Source organism: Clostridioides sp. ES-S-0054-01 (assembly GCA_021561035.1).
Taxonomy (GTDB): domain Bacteria; phylum Bacillota; class Clostridia; order Peptostreptococcales; family Peptostreptococcaceae; genus Clostridioides.
Genome location: CP067346.1, coordinates 1,854,794 through 1,878,174 on the forward strand (window position 1 = coordinate 1,854,794; position 23,381 = coordinate 1,878,174).

The window sequence follows — 23,381 nt, forward strand, 5'->3', positions numbered from 1 at the left end:
GGGTAAACTTGTGAATGTAAAAATAGCAAAAAATGCTGGCTTTTGTTTTGGAGTAAAAAGAGCAATGAAAATGGCATGGGACGAAGTTGAAAAAAATGATTCTGGCATATATGCTTTAGGTCCTCTTATTCATAACAAACAAGCAGTAGCAAAATATGAAGAAAAAGGTCTTAAGACTGTAGATGAAATTGATATAATACCAAACTATGAAAATATGATAATAAGGTCTCATGGAGTTCCTGAGAAGATATATAAAGAAGCAAAAGATAAAAAACTAAAAATTGTGGATACTACATGTCCATTTGTAAAGAAAATACATACAGTAGTAAGTGAGTATCATAATAAAGGCTATGAAATAATAGTTATTGGAGATATGAAACATCCAGAAGTTATAGGGATAAATGGATGGTGTGAAAATTCAGCTATAGTAATAAAGACTTTAGAACAAATGGAAAATATGGAGTTTGATAATTCAAAAAAATATTGTCTTGTTGCACAGACTACAATAAATCCAGATTTATATCTAAGTATAGTTGATAAATTATCAGATAAATTAGAGAAGATAGTATTTAATGATACAATTTGTTCAGCTACAAAAGCAAGACAAGAGTCAGCTAAAGAACTGGCTAAAGAAGTTGATTGTATGATAGTTATAGGAGGCAAACATAGTTCAAATACTCAAAAGTTAGTAAAAGTTTGTGAAGACTTAGTACCAACTTTTGCAATAGAGACTAAGGATGAACTGGATGTAAAAATGCTTAAAAAATATAAAAATTTAGGTATTACAGCAGGGGCATCTACACCTAATTGGATAATAGAAGAGGTTGTAACATTCCTTGAAAATTTATAAATTTGATAGATAATAAAACAGGTGGATATTGTTATGATGTAGAACTTATCATAATGTCCACCTTTGATTTCATATTACATGTGGTAAATAGATAACCTAATATTAAAAAGTGTGTATCTTAATACGAAAAATTAATAATATAAGATACGCACTTTTTAATATTAGAAAGTTAAAGAAATATTGATATTGATTATCAATAGAAAAAGAAATATAATATAATTATTGCAAAATTAGTATAGGAGGTAAATTAATGGAAATGTTAATATCTGCTTCTGAAGAGGCATTTTTACATGTAGGCTCTATGATTGGATTTTTTATTTTGTTATTTGGATATATTAATTATAAAACTAGTGGAAATTTTACTAATATCATATCAAAAAACAGAAAACTTCAGCCTTTAATGGGTGCTTTAATTGGAGCTATACCAGGTTGTGGGGGAAGTTTGGCAATAATGCCATTGTATATAAATGGGAAATTAAGCTTTGGGGCAATAATTGCGAGTTTAATAGCTAGTATGGGAGATGCTGCATTTATACTTATTTCATCAAATATTAAAATGTATTTTTTTGTCACTATAGTTAGTACCATTACAGGAATAATAACTGGGCAACTAGTGGATTATTTTAAACTAGAAGAAAAATTAGGGCTAAAAAAGCGTAGAGAATCGGATAAATACAATATAAGTAAAAATAATTCTAAAGAGAATAAAGAACAACATAAACATGATGAAATAATTTTGGACAATCTAGCTAAATCTCATGGAAATACAAATAGACTTGCATTTATAATAACACATGGAAAAGGATATAAAATTTATATAGGAATTATATTAATCGGCTTTATATTTATGTCACTTGCTCACTCTGGACTTAATCTTCCTATAATTGAGAAATTACATTCATTAGAAGAAATGATAGCAGTAATTGGAATATTATTTTCAATAATTTATATGTGGTGTTTTAAAAAGGTATTTAAGAATTCTAATCAAAAAGAGGAAGAAAATAAAAAGATTTCTCTAAGAGAAATGCTGATACATTCTGTTGGTGAAATATCATTTGTAATTACATGGATTTTTATTGCATATCTTATCTACGATTTGATAATATTAATTTTAGGTGGAGATGAATACTTGGTTAAGCTAGTATTATCAACAGGTGTAATAAGTGTATTTATAGGTGCAGGTCTTGGGCTTATTCCAGGTTGCGGTATACAAATTGTGCTTATGTCATTTTATTTGAAGGGAACTATACCACTTGGGGCAGTGATAGCCAACTCTATATCTCAAGATGGGGATGCACTTTTCCCACTTCTAGCAATGGATAAAAAATCTTCTTTATGGGCTATGATTATTACTACTATACCAGCAATACTTGTAGGTATGATAGTTTATGTATTTTTAGGATAAATATAATTATGAATAAAAAAAGTATTGATAAAATAATAAGATACATAAACTTGTTTGTAAGAATAGTGAAGATTAAATATAGAAATAAAAAAATTCAATATTACTTAAATATTAATGAGAACATGGGAAATAATATTATTCCTCATGTTCTCTCTATTTAATTAAATTGGTAATGGAACAAATTTCAAGTGATATTTTCTATTAAAACTCATATATAATATATATTAATAAATCAAACTATGATATGTAATACGACTAGTATATTGATATAAAAACTTAAGAGGAGTTGTAAAGCATGGGTAATTTAAAGAGACAGTGTGATGTGGCAAGTGGAAGAGAGAAAGCTGACATTGTACTTAAAAATGGGACAATCATAAACGTATTTACAGAAGAGCTAATAGTAGGAGATATAGCAATGGTAGGAGATACTATTGTTGGTATTGGTGATTATAAGGGCAATGTAGAAATTGATTGTAGAAATAAATATATATCACCTGGTTTTATTGATGCACATATGCATATTGAATCTACAATGGTAATGCCAATTGAACTATCAAAAACAATATTAAAATCAGGTACAACAACTATCATAGCTGACCCACATGAGTTAGTTAATGTAAAGGGAGCAAGTGCAATAGATTTTTTATTAGAATCGACAAAAGATATACCACTTAATGTATATATTATGATGCCTTCATCTGTACCTGCAACAAGTTTTGAAACTAATGGAATTGGTAAATTTAGTGCAAAAGACATGGAGAGATACATAAATAATCCTAGAATTTTAGGTTTAGGAGAGGTAATGTGTTTCAATGATGTTATAAATTCTGAAAATGAAATCTTGGATAAACTAGAGCTTTTTAAAAATAAGGTGGTAGATGGACATGCACCAAATGTAAATGGAAAATCACTTCAGACATATGTATGTGCAGGAATAGAAAATGACCATGAATGTATAACTTTTGATGAAGTATATGAAAAATTGAGAGCGGGACTAAAAATTTTAATAAGAGAAGGAAGTGCAGCAAAAAACTTAAAATCTATAGTAAGTGGTATGTTAAAGCATAATTTGCCAATTGAAGAATTTATGTTTTGCACAGATGATAAGCACCTAGATGACATAGAAAAACAAGGTCACATAAGATGGAATATAAAATGTGCGATTGATTTAGGTATGGAACCTATAAAGGCTATAAAAATTGCAACTTATAATTCTGCAAGAGCATATGGGTTAAAGAAAATTGGAGCAATAAGTGCTGGTTATAAGGCAGACATTGTTGTATTGAATGATTTGGATAAAATGAAAGTGGATAGTGTTTATAAAGATGGTAAATTAGTAAAAAAAGAAATTTTCTCTACTTACAATTATGAGATTAAAGATAAAGAATTACTTAATACAGTTAAATTTAAAGATATTAATAAAGAAAAAATACAGTTAAAATTAAATGAAAAAAATTATGTAATGGAAATTGTGCCTTATCAAATTTTGACAAATAAGTTATATGAATCTCTACCAAGTTCAGATGGATATTTTGTTCCAAATGAAGAGTATTCTAAGCTTTGTGTTGTTGAGAGGCATAGAATGACTGGAAATATATCAGTTGCTCCACTAAAAGGATTTGGCATAAAAAATGGAGCAATAGCTACTACTGTGGCTCATGATTCTCATAACATTATAGTTGCAGGAGATAACGATGATGATATTCTAATTGCAATAAATTATTTAAAAGAGGTTCAAGGTGGTTATGTGATTGTATCAAATGGAAAAGTTATTGCACACTTAAGTCTTCAAGTAGCTGGATTAATTAGTACTCTTACAGCTGAAGAAGTACAAGAAACTACTGATAATATGTTGGAGATAGCAAGAAAAATGGGAGTTCCAAAGTATGTAGACCCTTTTATTACACTTTCTTTTATGGCACTTCCTGTTGTTCCACAAATAAGACTTACTGATTTAGGTATGTTTGATGTTGAAGAATTTAAATTTATATAGATTAAGACATTATAAAAATAACAATAAATGGAGCTGTCTCAAAATAGAGGTAGGTTTCTTTTTCATTGTTGAAACGATGAAAATATATTAATTTATTATTTAACCTTATTTTAAGTTCAAATATCCCAACAAAACTATTTTCAGCCTATTTTAGCACATAAATATATGAAAATTATATGTTTATAAAATTATATAAATAAAAAATAAAATATTTTATTTATATATAGATTTATAGGGTAGTAATATAAGCATAATATAAAAATTATCAATAAAAACAAAAGGAGAGATATTTATGTTGAGTATAGGAACAAAAGCACCAGAATTTACACTAGAAGATAAAGATGGAAATAAAGTAAGTATATCAGATTTTAAGGGGAAAAAAGTAGTAGTGTATTTTTATCCTAAAGATAACACACCAGGTTGTACACGTCAAGCTTGTGCTTTTAGAAATGCGTATGATGGATTTAAAAAGGATGATGTACAAGTTATTGGCATAAGTAAAGATAGCATAAAATCACATCAAAAATTTGCAGAAAAGCATGAACTTCCTTTTATTTTACTTTCTGACCCTGATTTAGTTGCTATAAAAGCTTTTGATGTATGGAAAGAGAAAAAAATGTATGGAAAAACTGCATTTGGAGTTGTACGTGCGACATATATTATAGATGAAAATGGAATTATTGAAAAAGTTTTTGAAAAAGCAAAACCAGATACAAATGCACAAGAGATTCTTGAATATTTGGAAAAACAGGAGCAATAAGAATTTATGATTATAATGTTATCACCAGCTAAAAATATGAAGAATATAGAAGTATTTGATAGAGATTTGAATTTGCCCTGTTTTATAGATAATACAAAAGAAATAGTGAAAAATATAAATACATTTAGCATAGAAGATTTTAAAAATAAAATGAAGATTAATGAAAAATTAGCTGTGTTAAATAAAAATAGATTTGAAAGCATTAAGTTCGATAGATTAGGAAGCCCTGCAATCTTAACTTATGATGGAATACAGTATAAAAATATAGAAGCAGAAAATTTTACAAAGCAAGATGAAGAATTTGCAGATAGTTGTATTCGAATCATAAGTGGATTGTATGGGCTTGTAAAACCATACGATAGTATATATGAATATAGGTTAGAAATGCAGACAAAATTACAGATAGGTGAGTTTAAGAATTTATATGAATATTGGGGAAATCGCATATATAAAGAATTAAGCAAAGAAAAAACAGCTATCATTAATCTTTCATCAAATGAATACAGCAAGTCAATAGAAAGATTTATTAAAGATAGTGATACATATATTACATGTACTTTTAAAGTAAACAAAAATGGTATATTGAAAGTGGAATCTACACAAGCAAAGAAGGCTAGAGGTATGATGGCAAAGTACATTGTAAAAAATAGGATAATAAATATTGAGGAGCTAAAAAAGTTTAACTTAGAAGGATATAAGTACCAAGAAAACTTATCTGATAATAGTGAATACATATTTGTAAAAGAGTAGAATTTTTTATTAAGTATTAAATGGCATTGTTAAATTTAGGTAAAATATACTTATTGTGTATTGAACTGAACTTGATTTTAAAATATAATTACTCTTAAATCAAAAAAGAAAGGAGTGGTCTTCCAAAATGGAAAATCACAAACAGATGCCTTGGCATTCAAGAGCAACTCATGAAATTTTAGAAAGTCTAGATTCATCAGAGGAGGGGCTCACCGATACCGAGGCGGAAAAACGGCTTAAAAAGAGTGGTTTAAATGAACTGAGGAAAAAATCCCCTAGAACAACCTTACAAATGCTTTGGAGTCAAATTACAGATGCTATGGTTCTCATACTAATAGGAGCGGCAATGTTGTCTTTAATATTTGGCGAATTTACAGAAGCTTTTGTAATACTAATAATTGTAATAGTAAATGCAATTATTGGTATTGTTCAAGAAAAAAAGGCTGAAATATCATTAGAAGCATTAAAAAATATGAATTCACCTATAGCTCGTGTTATGCGTGATGGTGAAGAATGTGTTATTCCAGCAAGTAATCTTGTAGTAGGAGATATTGTTTTTTTAGAAGATGGTGCTATGATTCCAGCAGACCTTCGTTTGATAGAAACATCAAGTTTAAAAATTCAAGAGGCTTCTTTAACAGGAGAATCTGTTCCATCAGAAAAAGATGCAGATACAATCTTACCTGAAGAATGTGTATTAGGAGACCGTAGCAATATGGCTTATACATCTTCAATCGTAACGTATGGTAGAGGCGTAGGTGTTGTAGTTGCAACTGGTATGGATACAGAGGTGGGTAACATAGCACATCTTTTAGATTCACAAGATGATTTTGACACTCCTATAAAACGTAAGCTTAATACCGTTGGAAAGACATTAAGTGTCATAGGTATTATTGTATGCGTTGTTATATTTGCAATAGGTGCATTTTATCAGAGACCTCTCTTGCCAATGTTTATGATTGCAATTTCCCTTGCCATATCAATTATTCCAGAGGGATTACCTGCAACAGCTACTATTGTAATGGCTTTAGGCGTACAGCGTATGGCTAAAAGAAATGCTTTAATTAGAAAATTGCCTGCTGTTGAAACATTAGGAGGATCTACAGTAATATGTTGCGATAAAACTGGTACATTAACTTTAAACAAAATGACTGTTACACATATTGCTGTAAATGGAGATTTTGAATCTGGGAAAGTGACGTCAATAGATACTGCATCTGAAAAACATCCACTAGTATATAAAGAGATTGTTTATGCTGGTGCTCTTTGTAATGATGCATGCATTAATCCAGATAAAACTGATGAAATATTAGGTGACCCGACAGAGGGCGCATTAATTTTTATGGCTGACAAATTTGGAATAAATCAAGAGGCTCTTGAAGAAGAATATCCACGTTTATTTGAACAGCCTTTTGATTCTGATAGAAAATGTATGACAACTGTTCACAGTATAGATGGAAAGATTACTGCCTATACAAAAGGTGCAGTAGACGAAATTCTTGATTTATGTACTAGAATATTAACATCAAAAGGTGAAAGAAATATTACTGAATTAGATAAAAAGAATATACACGAATTATGTCTTACAATGTCTAAAGATGCATTGCGTGTACTTGGTTTTGCTAAGCGTGAGATTTCATCTATACCAAAAGAAGAAAGTGAAAACATAGAATATGATTTAACATTTATAGGTATGGTTGGTATGATTGACCCACCAAGAACTGAAGTAATTGAGGCAGTAAGTACTTGTAAAGAAGCAGGTATAAGAACCATAATGATAACAGGTGACCATAAAGTTACTGCTACAACAATAGCTCATGAGTTAGGAATATGGAGTGAAGGAAATACTGTAATATCTGGTGATGAACTTGATAATTTAAGTGATGATGAACTAGATGAAGCTGTTAAAAATACTACAGTATTTGCTCGTGTGTCCCCATTTGATAAACTTAGAATAATAAAATCTTTAAAAAGAATTGGAGAAGTACCAGCAATGACTGGGGATGGTGTAAACGATTCTCCTGCCTTAAAATCTGCTGATATTGGTATAGCTATGGGTATAAGTGGTACAGATGTTGCAAAAGATTCTTCTGATATGATTTTAATGGATGATAGCTTTACAACAATTGCTTATGCAATAAAAGAAGGTAGGCGTGTATATAGGAACATACAAAAAGTTATACAATTCTTGCTTGTTGGTAATATAGCAGAGATACTTACACTGTTTGTAGCAATACTATTAAATTGGGATACTCCACTTCTTGCTGTTCATATTCTGTGGGTAAACCTTGCAACTGCTACACTTCCAGCTCTTGCTCTTGGAGTTGACCCACCAAGCAGAAATATAATGAAGCATCAGCCAGTGAAATCAACCACTTTGTTTGAAAAAAACCTTATACAAAGAGTTGTTACCCAAGGTATATTTGTGGCAATAATGACTATTTTAGCATATAAAATTGGTCTTAATATAGAAAATCATTCTGTAGGTCAAACAATGGCGTTTTGTGTATTAGCATTTTCACAGATGTTACGAGCATTTAGCCAGCGTTCAAATACAGATTCAATGTTTAATAGAAATAATGGTAAAAATCCATTTCTTTTAATCTCGTTTTTAACTTCTGCATTGCTAATAGCAGTAATACTGTTTGTACCTGTTTTTAGAAATGCTTTTAGTCTAACTATTTTAAATAGTTCAGAGTGGCTTATAACAATTGTTTTAGCTGTAATGTCTGTAGTTCAAGTAGAGGTTGGGAAAGTTATTAAAAGAAAAAAATTAAAAAAATAGTTGACAAAATTAGGAAAAATATATAAGATATAAAACATAGAAAAATTAAATAAATCTTATCCAGAGAGGTGGAGGGACTGGCCCTATGAAACCCGGCAACCAGTATATTTATATACATTGGTGCTAAATCCTGCGGCGAAAGCTGAGAGATGAGTATAATTAAGCTTATACAGAGCCTGAGTTATATACTCAGGCTTTATTTATTTTAAATCTCATCTGATAAATAGTTTAATTTTTTTAATAAAATCTAAGGGGGATATAAAAATGTATAATAAAGAGACAATATGTGTGCAAGGAAATTATAAACCAGGTAATGGAGAACCAAGAGTATTACCTTTATATCAAAGTACAACTTTTAAATATAGCAGTATAGACCAACTTGCTGAATTATTCGATTTAAAGGTTGATGGACATATATATTCAAGAATAAGTAATCCTACTATTCAAGCTTTTGAAGAGAAAATAAGTTTACTAGAAGGAGGAGTATCTTCTGTAGCTGTATCATCAGGTCAATCTGCAAATATGTTGGCAGTTTTAAATATATGTAAATCAGGAGATAGCATACTTTGTTCTTCAAAAGTATATGGAGGAACATTCAATTTATTAGGACCTAGTCTTAAAAAATTTGGTATAGATTTAATATCGTTTGACTTAGATTCAAGTGAAGATGAGATAGCAGAACTTGCAAATGAAAATACTAAAGTTGTGTTTGCAGAAACACTTGCAAATCCAACTCTTGAAGTTATAGATTTTGAAAAAATAGCAAATGTAGCTAAGAGAATTAATGTTCCATTTATAGTTGATAATTCATTAGCATCTCCAGTGCTTTGTAACCCTTTAAAGTATGGAGTAAATATAGTTACTCATTCTACTACAAAATATTTAGACGGGCATGCTTCAAGTGTTGGGGGAATTATAGTAGACGGTGGAAACTTTAACTGGGATAATGGAAAATTTCCAGAATTAGTTGAACCAGACCCAACGTACCATGGAATAAGTTATACTGAAAAATTTGGAAATGCTGCGTATGCAACTAAAGCAAGAGTTCAATTACTTAGGGATTATGGAAATTGTTTAAGCCCGTTTAATGCATATCTTACTAACTTAAATGTTGAAACACTGCACCTTAGAATGGAGAGACATAGTGAAAACGCACTTAAAATAGCTAGGTTTTTAGAAAAACATGAAAATGTAGACTGGATTAATTATCCAGGGCTTGAAGATAACAAGTATTATGAGAATGCTAAAAAATATTTATCAAAAGGGTATAGTGGAGTTTTATCATTTGGAGTAAGAGGTGGGCTAGAAAATGCAAAAAAATTTGTGGAAAAACTACAGATAGCATCTTTGGTTACGCATGTTTCAGATGTAAGAACATGTGTTATACACCCAGCTTCAACTACTCATAGACAATTAACAGAAGAACAATTAATTGCATCTGGAGTATTGCCTTCACTAATAAGATTGTCAGTTGGAATAGAAAATGTAGAGGATTTAATAGCTGATTTAAATCAAGCTTTAAATTTCTAATATTCTAAGAGAAAGAGAAGTGAAAAAATATGGCTTTAATACTACCAAAAGGATTACCTGTTATTAATAAATTATTAGAGGAAGGAATAGATGTAATTTACAAAGAAGATTTTAATAAGGAATTAAAATATGAAGAAAACATAGATACTAAGATAGCTATACTGAATCTAATGCCTATAAAGATAGATACAGAATTAGATTTACTAAGAAGGATAGATAAAACAGGATTCAATGTATCTGTGGAATTTATTAAAATTTCAACAAGAGAGAGTAAGAGAAGTTGCAATGAATATGTTAAAGAATTTTATAAAACATTTGATGAAGCCAAAGAAGAATACTTTGATGGTCTTATAATAACAGGAGCTCCAGTTGAACAAATGGAGTTTGAAGAAGTTGATTATTGGAATGAACTAGAAGAGATTATGGATTATTCTAAAAGAAAAACTAAATCTACATTATATATATGTTGGGCGGCTCAAGCAAGTCTTTACAAATACTACAATGTAAAAAAACTTCCACTAAGTCAAAAATGTTTTGGAGTATTTAAGCATAAAGTAGATAAGAATAGTAAGATAGTAGATGGGTTTGAAAAAGAATTTTTTGCCCCACATTCAAGACATACTACTGTAAATATTGAAGCTCTAAAAGAGAATAAAGAGTTGAGCATTGTGAGTCATTCTAAAGAAGCTGGTCCTTATATAATTACAAATTCGAGAGATGTATTCGTAATGGGTCATAGCGAGTATGATAAATACACTCTTGATAAAGAGTATAAGAGGGATATAAATAGAGGCGATGAAATATCGATACCTCAAAATTACTACATTAATGATGACCCTTCAGAAGAGCCAGCTGTAAAATGGAAAAAACATTCAGAATTGTTGTTTAGAAATTGGATAAAAAACTATTTGATACAATAAATTTTAATAGTATATAAATGTTAACTAAATAAAATATAGAGATTTATAGGTATAAAGTTAATCTTAATGATTCTTTATACCTTATTTTAAAAAAATTTGACCTTATAATAGTAGTTTTATATATTATGGAAATCACTTTAGGTGCAGATAAAGGTAGTTTTAATTTTATACATGATATGATAATGGGAGATTAAACCTTTAGATTATCAATAAATTTGTATTTTAATTTTTAAAATAGATTAAAAATGGAGAAATCGGTGTAAAATATATACATCGATTTTTTATTAAATTTTATCAAAAACATCCTGTATAAAATTAAATATCCATAAGATAACAAAATTCCAACTGAAGTTACAATATTGTAATTGACAATGAATACTTAATACTATAATATTTAATACATTAAACATTATAGTATTAAGTATTCATTTACAGGATAAACTTAAGCCTAAAGTTAATATTTAGAAAAATAAAGTATTTTCGTAGGGAGCGTTTGTATGGACGAGATGAGTTTTAAGAAAGAGCTATTAGAGTTGACTAGAGACATAAATATGAAGTTTACAACTTTATTAAGTAAGTTTTATCAGCCACTTGGTATTACAGCAGTGCAAGCTTTGATTTTATCAGAGTTATGTGAACATGGAGAGAAAAAGATAAGCGATTTAGGTAAAAACTTAAACATGACAAATAGTAATCTATCAGTAATCTGTCAGAGACTTGAAAAAAATGGTTTTTTAAATCGCATAAGAGATATAGAAGACCAGCGAATTGTGAAAGTAAAAGTTACAAATAAATCATTGGATATACAAGAGAATATTTCAAGTAGTATTTTTGATAGTTATTTTGAAAATATGACTAGTGAAAAATTGCAAGATATGGAAGATATAATAGAAGGTTTAGAAAAATTAAATAAGCTTTTAACTCACATTGATTGCAAATAACATAAAAATAATTTAAAGGAGAATAAAATTATGGATGAACATAAACCCCAAAAAAGGTCTGCACTCTATTATTATACAGTTATAATAATAGTAGTAATGTTTTTAAATGCTTTAATATTTCCAAGTTTAATGGATAAAAAAATGGTTGAGATTGACTATGGGAAGTTTCTTACAATGTTGGATACAGGGAAGGTTAAAGCCGTTGAGATAGAAAACAATAGAATAGCAATAAATCCATCTAGTAGTAAGGATAAGAATATATACATAACTGGTAGAATGGATGACCCAGAATTGGTAGATAGATTAAAAAATGCAAAGGTAGAATTTACTAAGGTTATTCCCAAGGAAAATTCACCTCTTCTAAGTATTTTACTTACATGGATAATACCTATAGGTATTCTTATGCTATTTGGTAATTTAATGATGAAGTCGATGCAAAAGCGAATGGGTGGTAATGCGATGCAATTTGGAAAAAGCAACGCCAAAATGTATGTATCTGCTCAAAGCGGAAAAAGATTTAATGATGTGGCTGGTCAAGATGAGGCAAAAGAAGCTTTAAGTGAAATAGTAGATTTCTTACACAATCCAGAAAAATATAAAAAGATAGGAGCACAAATGCCTAAAGGTGCACTTTTAGTAGGACCTCCAGGTACAGGAAAAACACTTCTTGCAAAAGCTGTAGCAGGAGAAGCAAATGTACCATTTTTCTCAATATCTGGTTCTGAATTTGTTGAGATGTTTGTAGGAATGGGAGCTTCTAGAATTCGTGATTTATTTAAACAAGCAAAAGAAAAAGCTCCATGTATAGTATTTATAGATGAAATTGATACTATTGGTAAAAAACGTGATAATGGAAGTGGATTAGGTGGAAATGACGAACGTGAGCAAACTTTAAACCAGTTGCTAAGTGAGATGGATGGGTTTGATGGAGGAATAGGTGTAGTAATACTTGCTGCTACAAATAGACCTGACAGCCTTGATAAAGCATTACTTCGTCCAGGAAGGTTTGATAGACGTATACCAGTTGAGCTTCCAGACCTTGGAGGGCGTGAAGCTATCTTAAAGGTACATGCTCAAAATGTAAATGTAAGCTCAGATATAGATTATAATGCAATTGCAAGGTCTACATCAGGAGCATCAGGTGCAGAGCTTGCTAATATTGTGAATGAAGCAGCACTCTTAGCCGTTAAATCAGGTAGGGATATAGTAGAGCAACAAGATTTTGATGAATCTGTTGAAACTGTAATTGCTGGGTACCAACGTAAAGGAGCTGTAATTTCTGATAAGGAAAAGAAAATTATAGCCTATCATGAAATAGGTCATGCACTTGTTGCCGCTATGCAAAAACATTCTGCTCCTGTCCATAAGATTACTATAATACCTAGAACTTCAGGTGCATTGGGTTATACTATGCAAGTTGCAGAAGATGAAAGTGTGCTTATGTCTAAAGAAGAAGCAATCGATAAAATAACTACTTTTACAGGTGGTCGTGCTGCTGAAGAAGTTATTTTTAATACTTGTACATCAGGGGCATCAAATGATATAGAGCAAGCTACTAAAATTGCAAGAGCTATGGTTACTCGTCTTGGTATGAGTGAAGAATTTGACATGGTTGCTCTTGAGACAGTAAGTAATCAATACCTAGGAGGAGATACTTCTCTTGCTTGTTCTTCAGATACTGCTGCTAAAATAGATGAAGAAGTATTTAAAATAGTAAAGGCTTGTCATAAGAATGCAATTGAAATTTTAGAGAACAATATTGATAAGTTGCATGAACTTGCTGAATACTTATTAGAAAAGGAAACTATTACAGGTGATGAGTTTATGGAGATACTTAACTTAAAATAAATATATTATATAAAAAATAAAAATGCCTATTATTGGGCATTTTTATTTTTAGTTAATAATTACTTATATTTTTTTTATTTATATTTCTATCTTTACATAATCTTAATCATTAAAAATATATTTTAACTACAATTTTATACTGGAATTGATATTATAATAGTAATGAAAGATGTAAGGAGGTTTTTAATGGATAGACCTAACCCTGATATTCTGTTAGAAAAAATTAAAAATGAAGAAGAAAGACTAAGTAGAGGACAATTAAAAATATTCTTTGGTTATGCAGTAGGAAAGACTTATTCCATTGCAAAATGGATAGCTCTATATGTTGAAATTCCAAGTACAGCAAGACTAGCCCTTGATGAACAAAAACAATTAAATAATCTAAAATTAGCTAAGAAATTAGGTGGTGAAATAATTGTTTTACATGGTGAAAATATAATAGAGCAAATGCTTAGAATTGCAAAACTAAGAAATGTAACAAAAATCGTAATAGGTAGAAATCAATCAAATAATAAGAAATTTAGCAAAAAGTTTAAAAAAGATATAGTTGACAAATTAATTGATGAAGTTGATTATATAGATATACACATAATTCCATATAAATTTGCTTTAAACATTAAATATAAACCTAAAAAGGGTAAGTCGTCAATAAAATCAAAGTTAAAAATTAGCAAATTAGATTTTCTAAAACTAATAATGATTACTTTAATGATAAGTGTTTTAGCATATGCAGTACAAAGTATGGGATGTTTATTGTGTTCATTATTCCTTTCCATTTTTAATATATTAAGTTATTATCTTAATACGCAAATACAAATCCCAGTTTGTAAGTATCTTAAAAGGACAGGAATTAAACTATCATCATTTCATTTTTATGCAATATCAAGACTTTTATATTCATTGTAATTCAGTAGTAGAATAAATGGTTTTAAATTGATAAATTGATAATATGTGTAGCGTTTATGAGTATAGTTGTTATTTTTATATAAAATTTAATATAAATATTAAATAATAATTATTCAAATAGTGTAAAATAATTACAGTAATGATTGTAGAAAATTTTTAAAGTGCAAATTGAAATTTAGGAGTGGATGTATGTATATACTGAATTTAAATACAAGAGATATTATTGAAGATTTTAGAGATAAATTTTATATAGCAGAAAATTCTTATCTCATATTAAGTGCTCCAAAAAATTTAAAATTGCTTAAGGAAATCCTGGATATAGATGAAATAACTTTTAATGATTGTCTTAAATTTGATGAAATAACCAAACTTGATTTATTTGATAATTATGATTTTTTGAGCTTAAATACATTTGAATTAAGAGAAGGAGAAGCTGTTATAGAAGAAGTAAACATGTATTTATCAGATAATTTTATATTGGTTGTAGTTAATGAAGAGCACTTTTTATTTGAATTTGTAAAAAATATTATTTTGAAGAATTCTCAACTTGAAAAAAATCCAGTTATCAATCTATTTAAGATAAACTATTTGATTTTTAGAGAAGTTATAAAAAATGGTTTTGAGTCTTTGGAAAAGGTAGAAGAGTTAATTCTTCAAATAGAAGATGAGATGATGGACAAGATTGACAAAAAACATGTATCTAGAATAAGTGATGTAAGAGGATTAACAAGGACTATAGTTAAGAATACCAGACCCCTTTTGTATATTGGAGATAGAATAGTCAAAGAGAATATAAGGTATTTAAAATATTCAAATGTGAAAAAGTACAATTTAGAAACTTTTCAAGGTATAGATTTTGGAATTGACAAATTATACAATTTCGCATTATCGACACGAGAGTTAGCAGATAAACTATTAGATATTTATTCTTCTAGAGTAGGTGAAAAAACAAATCACTTAATTACAAAATTAACCTTATTAACAGCTATATCGGCACCACTTACAATTATAACTGGTATATATGGAATGAACTTTAGATATATGCCAGAGTTAAATTGGATTTATGGATATCCAGCAACTTTATTTTTTATGTTATGTATAATTTTTGTTGGAATCATAATATTTAAAATAAAAAAATTATTGTAAATTACAGATTATTTTTAATTGATTTTATAAAAATACATCAATTGAGAAACTAATTTAAGTAAATAAAAAATATTTTAAATTGAAAATATTTATAGAAAATATTGACAATTATATTTTCTTTGCTATAATTATTAAACAAGAAGAGCAATAATTATAAAAATGGAGGATAATACTATGAAAGGAATATTAAAAGAACTAACAGCAAAACTTTATAGCTTTTTTTACTTTATGTTCTGGGGCTTTTATTTTAGCGCTGGCTATTTCTTTTACAAAGATACATGTAATTTCTTTCTGGTGAGGCCTTGTTTTAATGACTTTGAGCATAAGTAAATTTTATAAAAATAATTATTTTATATATTTATGTAAGATTTAATGCTTGATAGATTATCTTAGAGAACTCATTGGTGAGTTCTCTTTTTTATTTTAAATATAAAATTATAATACTAGGAGGTAGTAAAAATGATAGTAGTACTAAAAGTAGGAGCAGATAAAAATGAGATTAGGAAGTTAATAGAAGCTATTGGCAGAGAAGGAGTAGAAGTTAATCCCATAGATGGTACAGAATTAACTGTTTTAGGTTTAGTTGGGGATACTAGTAAAATAGATGCCAAAAGAATAGAAGCAAATAAGATAGTTGAAAAAGTTATGCATGTAGTAGAACCTTTTAAAAAGGCAAATAGAAAGTTTCATCCAGAACCTTCAATCATAAACGTAAATGGTATGGAGATTGGGTCAAAAAAAATCGCTATGATAGCTGGACCTTGTTCTGTTGAAACAGAAGAACAAATAGTATCTATAGCTGAGGATGTAAAAAAATCAGGTGCAGGATTTTTGAGAGGAGGAGCATTTAAGCCAAGAACATCACCATACGCTTTTCAAGGATTAAGATATGATGGATTGGACTTATTAAAGAAAGCAAAAGAGAAAACGGGTCTTCCTATAGTTACAGAAATAATGTCAACACAAGATATAGATATATTTGAAGAAAATGTGGATGTAATTCAAGTTGGAGCTAGAAACATGCAAAACTTCGATTTGTTAAAAGAATTAGGAAAAATAAATAAAACAATACTTTTAAAAAGAGGATTATCTGCTACAATTGAAGAGTGGTTAATGTCAGCAGAGTATATAATGGCTGGAGGAAATGAAAATGTAGTTCTTTGTGAAAGAGGTATAAGAACTTTTGAAACATATACTAGAAATACTTTAGATTTGAGTGCAATTTTAGCTGTAAAGAAACTTAGTCATTTACCAGTTATAGTTGACCCAAGTCATGCCGCAGGAAAATCATGGATGGTTGATTCTCTATCTAAGGCAGCAATTGCAGTTGGAGCAGATGGTCTTATAATAGAAGTTCATAATGACCCAGCACATGCACTTTGTGATGGTAAACAATCAATTAAACCAAACGAATATGATGAATTAATAAGTGAATTAAAAACTATCGCATCAGCGGTTGGAAGAGAAATATAATCTATAAAAGGATGGTTAAAGGTGGAAAAAAAATTATTAGTAAATTTAAAAGAGAATAGCTACAATATATTTATTAAAAAAAATATACTAGAAAATATAGGAGAAGAAATAAAAAAAATATATTCTGGGAATAAAATTTTTATTGTAACTGACGAAAATGTATCAAAATTATATTTAAATGAAGTGAGAAGTAATTTGAGTGAATCTGGATTTGAAATTAAATCTATAGTATTAAAATCAGGTGAAGAAACAAAGTCATTTAACACTCTTCCTAAAATATACGATAGTCTACTTGACTTTAAGTTAACTAGAAAAGATTTGATTATTACTTTAGGCGGAGGGGTAATAGGTGATTTAGGTGGATTTTCAGCAGCAACTTTTTTGAGAGGTGTAAACTTTATTCAAATTCCAACATCTCTATTAGCACAAGTTGATAGTTCTGTAGGTGGAAAGGTTGGAGTTGACCTTGAGAGGGGTAAAAACTTAGTGGGAAGCTTTTATCAACCTAAAGCTGTATTTATTGACCCAAATGTATTATTATCACTTCCAGAAAAATTCTATAGAGATGGAATGGCAGAAGTTATAAAGTATGGATGTATAAGAGATAAAACTTTTTTTGATAAGCTTTTAAGTTTGAAAAATAGAGAAGAAGTAATGCAACATATAGAATACATTATACATAAATGTTGCCTTATTAAAAAAACTGTAGTTGAAGCTGATGAAAGAGATTTTGGAGATAGAATGCTTCTAAACTTTGGTCATACATTAGGTCATGCTATTGAGAAACACTACAATTTTACGGGATACACTCATGGAGAAGCCGTTGGTATAGGAATGTATAAGATAACTTTGGAAAGTGAAAAGATAGGAGTTACAAAAAAAGGTACATCAGAACTTATAAAAACAATTTTAATGAACTATAATTTACCGTATGAGATTGAATTAAGTGATAGCAAATCTATAATAGATGCTATATCTCTTGATAAAAAAAATCTAGGTGATACATTAAAAATAATACTTTTAAAGGATATTGGAGAGAGTATTATATATAATACTACTTCTAAATTTTTTCAGGAGGTAAAATAATGGGAAGTCTAAAAATATATCCAAGTAAATTATCTGGAGAGGTAAAAATTCCACCATCAAAGAGTATGGCACATAGGGCAGTTATTTGTGCATCTTTAAGCAATGGAAAAAGTAGAATTTCTAATATTGATTTTTCTGATGATATTATAGCGACTATAAGAGCTATGACATCATTAGGAGCTATTATAGAAAGAAAAGAAGATTTTTTAGAAGTTTCAGGAATTTTTTCTGAAGAAGGCATTTTAAATAGAGATAATCAGTTGAATCAGCCTAAATTAACAATAGATTGTAATGAATCCGGCTCTACTTTGAGATTTTTAGTACCTATATCTTTAGCATTTGATGGTGTAAAAAGATTTATAGGTAGAGGTAATCTTGGAAAAAGACCACTTGATACTTATTATGAAATATTCGATAGACAGAATATAGAATATAGCTATAAAGAAAATCAATTGGATTTGATTGTATCAGGAAAAATTAAGCCAGATGAATTTAGAGTAAAAGGAAATATAAGTTCGCAGTTTATAACAGGTTTATTATTTATATTACCTACACTAGAGACTGATTCAAAGATAATAATTACAACTGAGTTGGAATCTAAAGGATATTTGGATTTGACTATTTCAACTATGAAAGATTTTGGAGTAGAAATTATAAATAATGACTATAAAGAATTTATTATAAAAGGAAATCAAATCTATAAAGCAAGAGATTATAAAGTGGAAGGAGATTATTCTCAAGGAGCATTTTATTTATCGGCAGATGCTATAGGAGAAGATATTAGTATATTGGACCTTAGAGAAGATTCTCTTCAGGGAGATAGTGAAGTAATTGAGATTTTATCTAGGATGGGTATGGAAATATTAAGAGAAGATAACAAAATCAAAGGAATTGCAAATTGTTTAAATAGTACTTTGATAGATGCATCTCAATGTCCAGATATAATACCTGTATTATCTGTAGTAGCTGCTTTAAGTAGAGGAAAAACCACAATAATTAACGCTGGGAGACTTAGAATTAAAGAATGCGATAGACTTCATGCAATAAATGTTGAGTTAAGTAAACTTGGAGCAAATATAGAAGAGAAAGAAGATAGTTTGATAATCGAAGGAGTAAGTAAGTTAAATGGTGGAGTAGAGGTGTGGAGTCACAAAGACCACAGAATTGCTATGACACTTGCAATTGCCTCTTGTAGATGTGATAAACCAATAATATTAAAAGATTTTGAGTGTGTATCAAAGTCTTATCCACATTTTTTTAAAGACTTTGAGATGCTAGGAGGACGAATTGATGAGTGGAATATGGGGAAATAATTTAAAAATATCCATTTTTGGAGAATCTCATGGAAATGCTATAGGTATAAATATAGATGGTCTTCCTTCAGGAATTGAACTTGACCTTGAGAAGATTGATAAAGAAATGAAGAGAAGAGCGCCTGGAAAAAATTCTATATCTACCTCAAGAAATGAAAGTGATATACCAGAAATTCTAAGTGGATATTTTAATGGAAGAACTACAGGAACGCCATTATGTGCAATCATAAGAAATAGTGATACTCGCTCAAAAGATTACGGAGAGCTTAAAAATTTAATGAGACCAGGACATGCGGATTTCACAGGACATGTGAGATATTCTGGATTTAATGACTACAGAGGAGGAGGTCATTTTTCAGGTAGGATAACAGCTCCATTGGTATTTTGTGGTGCTATATGTAAACAGATTTTATTGCAAAAAGGAATAGAGATAGGTGCACACATAAAAAAAATTAAAAATATAGAAGATATGAGTTTTGATTATGTAGGTATTACAAAACAACAGTTATCAAATTTACAAACTTTAGAACTACCTTTACTCGATTTATCAAAGGAAGAGGCTATGAAAAATACTATTATAGATGCAAAAAATCAAGGAGATTCAGTTGGTGGCATAGTTGAATGTGCGGTGGTAGGTGTTAATGTAGGAATTGGAAATCCATTTTTTGATTCTGTTGAATCTACTCTATCACATTTATTGTTTTCTGTTCCTTCTGTAAAAGGTGTAGAGTTTGGTTTAGGTTTTAAACTTACAGATATGTATGGTTCTCAAAGTAATGATGAAATGTATTATGAAGGGATTCAAGTTAAGAGTAAAACAAATAATAATGGGGGAATCATTGGAGGTATTACAACTGGAATGCCAATAATTTTCAAAGTAGCAATAAAGCCAACACCATCAATTAGTAGACAACAGAACACTGTTAATATAAAATACAAAAAAGATGATATTTTATCTATTAAAGGCAGACATGACCCTTGTATAGTTCAAAGGGCCATACCTGTAATAGAAGCAGTAACGGCTATTGGAATTTTTGATTTGATGAAAGGACGATAATAATGGAGGATTTAACAAGATATAGACATGAAATTGATAATATAGATAAAGAGCTTATTCAATTATTTGAAAAGAGAATGAATACAGTTCTTGAAATTGCTAAACATAAAATGAAAAATAACACTGCTATACTTCAAAAAGATAGAGAAGAAAAAGTATTAAGTAGAGCTGTAGATAATTTAGATAATAAAGTATATTCACAAGAAACTATACAATTTTTTAATTCTATAATGGAAATTAGTAGAGGGTTACAAAAAAGATTAATGGGTAATGATAGTGAGCAGAAAATTGAATATAGTCTAGATTCATCAAATAAGAAATTTGATTTGTCAAATATAGATAAATATAAGTCTTTGAAATGCGAATTAAATAAAAAAAATATCCTAGTAGGGTTTCCAGGTATATCAGGTTCATTTACAGAAGAAGCACTAAATAAATTCTTCAAAAAAACAATTTCAAAAAAACAATTTAAAGAATTCGAAGATGTTTTTATTGCTCTTAAAAATAAAGAAATAGACTATGGAATAATACCCATAGAAAATTCATCCACAGGAGCTATTTCTGAAACTTATGACCTATTAAAAAACTACGGTTTTTATATAGTTGGAGAAGAATGCATAAAAATAGACCAGAATTTAATTGGGATAAAAGGTACAAAACTTGAAGATATAAAAGAAATATATTCTCACCCACAAGGTATAGGACAAAGTAGTGAGTTTTTAAAACAAAATAGTACTTGGAAGCTAATACCATTTAATAATACAGCAACAAGTGCTGAACTTGTAAAAAAACTTCAAGATAAAACAAAAGCAGCAATTGCAAGCAAAAAAGCTGCAAGTATTTATGGATTAGAAATAATAAGCCCTTGTATAAATGATATTACAAATAACTATACAAGGTTTGTGGTAATCAGTAATCAAATACACATTGAGGAAGAGTCAAACAAGATGAGTGTAGTATTTTCTGTTGAACATGAAGCAGGAAGACTTTATAAAGTGCTTGGATACTTTGCGGAAAATAACATAAATATGACAAAAATAGAATCAAGACCTATGAAGAACGCTTCATGGAGATATTTCTTTTATATAGATTTTGAGTGTTCTATATATAACCCTAAAGTATATGATTTATTAGAATTGATAAAGCATAATACAGCATATTTTAAATTTATGGGAGTATATAAAAATAAAACTGAATAAATAAGATAAATTTTTATTTAATTGTAGCTATTAGGAGGTGTAAAGATGAATTTTTTTGGTCTAGTAGGTGAAAAACTTTCTCATAGTGTTTCACCTCAAATTCACAAGAGAATATTTGAGATACTAAATATTGAAAGTGCATATAAAAACTTTGAAATTTCAAAAGAAGATATATATAAGTTAGATGGTGCTATAAAATTATTGGGAATACAAGGAGTAAATGTTACCGTACCATATAAGGAGCGTATTATGAAGCATCTGGATTTTATATCATCAGAGGCAAAACGTATAGGAGCAGTTAATACAATTTTACTTAGAGAAAATATGTTATATGGTTACAATACAGATTACTTTGGTCTTGATAGTATGTTTAAAATGCTTAATATTGATGTTCTAGGAAAAGTAGCTGTTATATTAGGAACTGGTGGCGCTTCTAAAGCAGCTCTTACATATCTTCTTGATTCTGGCATAGAGAAGGTTTATGTTGCCACTAGAAAAAAGGATAATAAAAAATTATTAAATAGTAAAGCTATATTGATAGACTATGAAGAACTTAAATGTATAACAGGTGATATAATATTAAATGCTACACCAGTAGGTATGTACCCTAATGTAGGAATTTCACCAGTGCCAAAATCTATTATACAAAATTTTGATACATTAATAGATTTGATTTACAATCCTGGAGAAACAGAGTTTTTAAGGATTGGTAATAGTATAGGTAAAAAAACTTGTGATGGCTTGTATATGTTGGTAGGGCAAGCAATAAAATCTCAGGAAATTTGGCAAGATACTAAAATAGATAATAGTATTTTAGATGTCATATATAATGAATTAAAATTAGAATTTTTTAAGGGGAATTATTATGATAAATAAAACAAAACAAAAATTGATATTAATAGGTATGCCAGGTAGTGGAAAGACTACAATTGGTAAACTTTTGGCTCAAGAGTATAATTGTAGTTTTTGCGATATGGATGATTATATAAGTCAAATATCCCAAAAAAGCATAGCAGAATTGTTTACAAAAGGAGAAGATATTTTTAGAGATTATGAGACTCAAGCATGTAGGGAACTTTCTATAAGTGATAAAACAGTGATATCTACAGGTGGAGGTGTAATAAAAAAGGATATCAATATGGAGATATTAAAAGAAACAGGTATAATAATTTTTATTGATAGACCTGTACAAAAGATTTTAGAAGATATAAATATTAATTCAAGACCCTTATTAAAAAACGGAAAAGATAGATTGCATAATCTTTATAATGAGAGAATAAATCTTTATAAAAAATTCTCAGATATAGAAATTTTAAATGATAAATCATTAAATAATGCTGTATATAATATTACAAATATAATCAGTGAAAATTTTAAGTTTGAATTTAAAGAAAAATAATCTAGGGGGAAGTAAGAATA

Annotated in this window: 18 protein-coding genes, 1 pseudogene and 1 riboswitch; all 19 genes and pseudogenes read left to right on the top strand. The window is 29.0% G+C overall.

Going from position 1 to position 23,381, the window contains the following annotated elements; genetic code table 11:
- Positions 1 to 10: 10 nt before the first annotated feature.
- Positions 11 to 850, top strand: coding sequence for a 4-hydroxy-3-methylbut-2-enyl diphosphate reductase (locus JJC02_08975; GenBank protein UDN56258.1), 840 nt, complete (start codon positions 11 to 13; stop codon positions 848 to 850).
- A 250-nt stretch (positions 851 to 1,100) separates the two neighbouring features.
- On the top strand, positions 1,101 to 2,255 hold the full coding sequence (locus JJC02_08980; GenBank protein ID UDN56259.1) for an arsenic efflux protein: 1,155 nt from the start codon (positions 1,101 to 1,103) through the stop codon (positions 2,253 to 2,255).
- A gap of 295 nt (positions 2,256 to 2,550) precedes the next feature.
- The gene (gene ade, locus JJC02_08985; protein UDN56260.1) at positions 2,551 to 4,248 is read left to right on the top strand and encodes an adenine deaminase; all 1,698 of its coding nucleotides are present in this window, start codon (positions 2,551 to 2,553) and stop codon (positions 4,246 to 4,248) included.
- Positions 4,249 to 4,540: 292 nt separating this feature from the next.
- A complete protein-coding gene (gene bcp, locus JJC02_08990) occupies positions 4,541 to 5,008 on the top strand; it encodes a thioredoxin-dependent thiol peroxidase (protein ID UDN56261.1) in 468 nt (155 codons plus the stop codon).
- Between the two features lie 6 nt (positions 5,009 to 5,014).
- Positions 5,015 to 5,758: a peroxide stress protein YaaA gene (gene yaaA / locus JJC02_08995; GenBank protein ID UDN56262.1), complete on the top strand. Its 744-nt coding sequence runs from the start codon at positions 5,015 to 5,017 to the stop codon at positions 5,756 to 5,758.
- A 127-nt stretch (positions 5,759 to 5,885) separates the two neighbouring features.
- Positions 5,886 to 8,543 (top strand): cation-translocating P-type ATPase, encoded by a 2,658-nt coding sequence (locus JJC02_09000; GenBank protein UDN56263.1) that lies wholly within the window; start codon positions 5,886 to 5,888, stop codon positions 8,541 to 8,543.
- A 53-nt stretch (positions 8,544 to 8,596) separates the two neighbouring features.
- Positions 8,597 to 8,699: riboswitch (SAM riboswitch) on the top strand.
- Positions 8,700 to 8,807: 108 nt separating this feature from the next.
- Positions 8,808 to 10,073: an O-acetylhomoserine aminocarboxypropyltransferase/cysteine synthase gene (locus JJC02_09005; GenBank protein UDN56264.1), complete on the top strand. Its 1,266-nt coding sequence runs from the start codon at positions 8,808 to 8,810 to the stop codon at positions 10,071 to 10,073.
- A gap of 29 nt (positions 10,074 to 10,102) precedes the next feature.
- A complete protein-coding gene (gene metA, locus JJC02_09010) occupies positions 10,103 to 10,993 on the top strand; it encodes a homoserine O-succinyltransferase (protein ID UDN56265.1) in 891 nt (296 codons plus the stop codon).
- Positions 10,994 to 11,490: 497 nt separating this feature from the next.
- Positions 11,491 to 11,934: a MarR family transcriptional regulator gene (locus tag JJC02_09015; protein UDN56266.1), complete on the top strand. Its 444-nt coding sequence runs from the start codon at positions 11,491 to 11,493 to the stop codon at positions 11,932 to 11,934.
- Between the two features lie 30 nt (positions 11,935 to 11,964).
- Entirely contained in the window at positions 11,965 to 13,782 is a 1,818-nt protein-coding gene (gene ftsH, locus JJC02_09020) for an ATP-dependent zinc metalloprotease FtsH (GenBank protein UDN56267.1), read from the top strand.
- A gap of 303 nt (positions 13,783 to 14,085) precedes the next feature.
- Positions 14,086 to 14,529 (top strand): annotated as a pseudogene (locus JJC02_09025) (two-component sensor histidine kinase).
- A gap of 348 nt (positions 14,530 to 14,877) precedes the next feature.
- On the top strand, positions 14,878 to 15,834 hold the full coding sequence (locus JJC02_09030) for a CorA family divalent cation transporter (GenBank protein ID UDN56268.1): 957 nt from the start codon (positions 14,878 to 14,880) through the stop codon (positions 15,832 to 15,834).
- 459 nt (positions 15,835 to 16,293) lie between these two features.
- On the top strand, positions 16,294 to 17,307 hold the full coding sequence (gene aroF / locus JJC02_09035; GenBank protein ID UDN56269.1) for a 3-deoxy-7-phosphoheptulonate synthase: 1,014 nt from the start codon (positions 16,294 to 16,296) through the stop codon (positions 17,305 to 17,307).
- A 21-nt stretch (positions 17,308 to 17,328) separates the two neighbouring features.
- On the top strand, positions 17,329 to 18,393 hold the full coding sequence (locus tag JJC02_09040; protein UDN56270.1) for a 3-dehydroquinate synthase: 1,065 nt from the start codon (positions 17,329 to 17,331) through the stop codon (positions 18,391 to 18,393).
- Positions 18,393 to 19,706, top strand: coding sequence for a 3-phosphoshikimate 1-carboxyvinyltransferase (gene aroA, locus JJC02_09045; GenBank protein ID UDN56271.1), 1,314 nt, complete (start codon positions 18,393 to 18,395; stop codon positions 19,704 to 19,706). The genes JJC02_09040 and aroA overlap by 1 nt, the downstream gene beginning before the upstream one ends.
- Positions 19,684 to 20,763 carry a chorismate synthase gene (aroC, locus tag JJC02_09050; GenBank protein UDN56272.1) on the top strand — a complete coding sequence of 360 codons (1,080 nt, stop codon included), beginning with the start codon at positions 19,684 to 19,686 and terminating at the stop codon, positions 20,761 to 20,763. The genes aroA and aroC overlap by 23 nt, the downstream gene beginning before the upstream one ends.
- Before the next feature lie 2 nt (positions 20,764 to 20,765).
- Positions 20,766 to 21,962, top strand: a complete 1,197-nt coding sequence (gene pheA / locus JJC02_09055; protein UDN56273.1) for a prephenate dehydratase — start codon at positions 20,766 to 20,768, stop codon at positions 21,960 to 21,962.
- Between the two features lie 45 nt (positions 21,963 to 22,007).
- Positions 22,008 to 22,838 carry a shikimate dehydrogenase gene (aroE, locus tag JJC02_09060; protein UDN56274.1) on the top strand — a complete coding sequence of 277 codons (831 nt, stop codon included), beginning with the start codon at positions 22,008 to 22,010 and terminating at the stop codon, positions 22,836 to 22,838.
- Positions 22,828 to 23,361, top strand: a complete 534-nt coding sequence (locus JJC02_09065; protein ID UDN56275.1) for a shikimate kinase — start codon at positions 22,828 to 22,830, stop codon at positions 23,359 to 23,361. The genes aroE and JJC02_09065 overlap by 11 nt, the downstream gene beginning before the upstream one ends.
- Positions 23,362 to 23,381 lie beyond the last annotated feature (20 nt).

Excerpts from the sequence above, each read along its gene's own strand:
- JJC02_08980 (UDN56259.1), top strand. The coding sequence starts at position 1,101 with ATGGAAATGTTAATATCTGCTTCTGAAGAGGCATTTTTACATGTAGGC.
- ade (UDN56260.1), top strand. The coding sequence starts at position 2,551 with ATGGGTAATTTAAAGAGACAGTGTGATGTGGCAAGTGGAAGAGAGAAA.
- bcp (UDN56261.1), top strand. The coding sequence starts at position 4,541 with ATGTTGAGTATAGGAACAAAAGCACCAGAATTTACACTAGAAGATAAA.
- yaaA (UDN56262.1), top strand. The coding sequence starts at position 5,015 with ATGATTATAATGTTATCACCAGCTAAAAATATGAAGAATATAGAAGTA.
- JJC02_09000 (UDN56263.1), top strand. The coding sequence starts at position 5,886 with ATGGAAAATCACAAACAGATGCCTTGGCATTCAAGAGCAACTCATGAA.
- JJC02_09005 (UDN56264.1), top strand. The coding sequence starts at position 8,808 with ATGTATAATAAAGAGACAATATGTGTGCAAGGAAATTATAAACCAGGT.
- metA (UDN56265.1), top strand. The coding sequence starts at position 10,103 with ATGGCTTTAATACTACCAAAAGGATTACCTGTTATTAATAAATTATTA.
- JJC02_09015 (UDN56266.1), top strand. The coding sequence starts at position 11,491 with ATGGACGAGATGAGTTTTAAGAAAGAGCTATTAGAGTTGACTAGAGAC.
- ftsH (UDN56267.1), top strand. The coding sequence starts at position 11,965 with ATGGATGAACATAAACCCCAAAAAAGGTCTGCACTCTATTATTATACA.
- JJC02_09030 (UDN56268.1), top strand. The coding sequence starts at position 14,878 with ATGTATATACTGAATTTAAATACAAGAGATATTATTGAAGATTTTAGA.
- aroF (UDN56269.1), top strand. The coding sequence starts at position 16,294 with ATGATAGTAGTACTAAAAGTAGGAGCAGATAAAAATGAGATTAGGAAG.
- aroA (UDN56271.1), top strand. The coding sequence starts at position 18,393 with ATGGGAAGTCTAAAAATATATCCAAGTAAATTATCTGGAGAGGTAAAA.
- aroC (UDN56272.1), top strand. The coding sequence starts at position 19,684 with ATGAGTGGAATATGGGGAAATAATTTAAAAATATCCATTTTTGGAGAA.
- pheA (UDN56273.1), top strand. The coding sequence starts at position 20,766 with ATGGAGGATTTAACAAGATATAGACATGAAATTGATAATATAGATAAA.
- aroE (UDN56274.1), top strand. The coding sequence starts at position 22,008 with ATGAATTTTTTTGGTCTAGTAGGTGAAAAACTTTCTCATAGTGTTTCA.
- JJC02_09065 (UDN56275.1), top strand. The coding sequence starts at position 22,828 with ATGATAAATAAAACAAAACAAAAATTGATATTAATAGGTATGCCAGGT.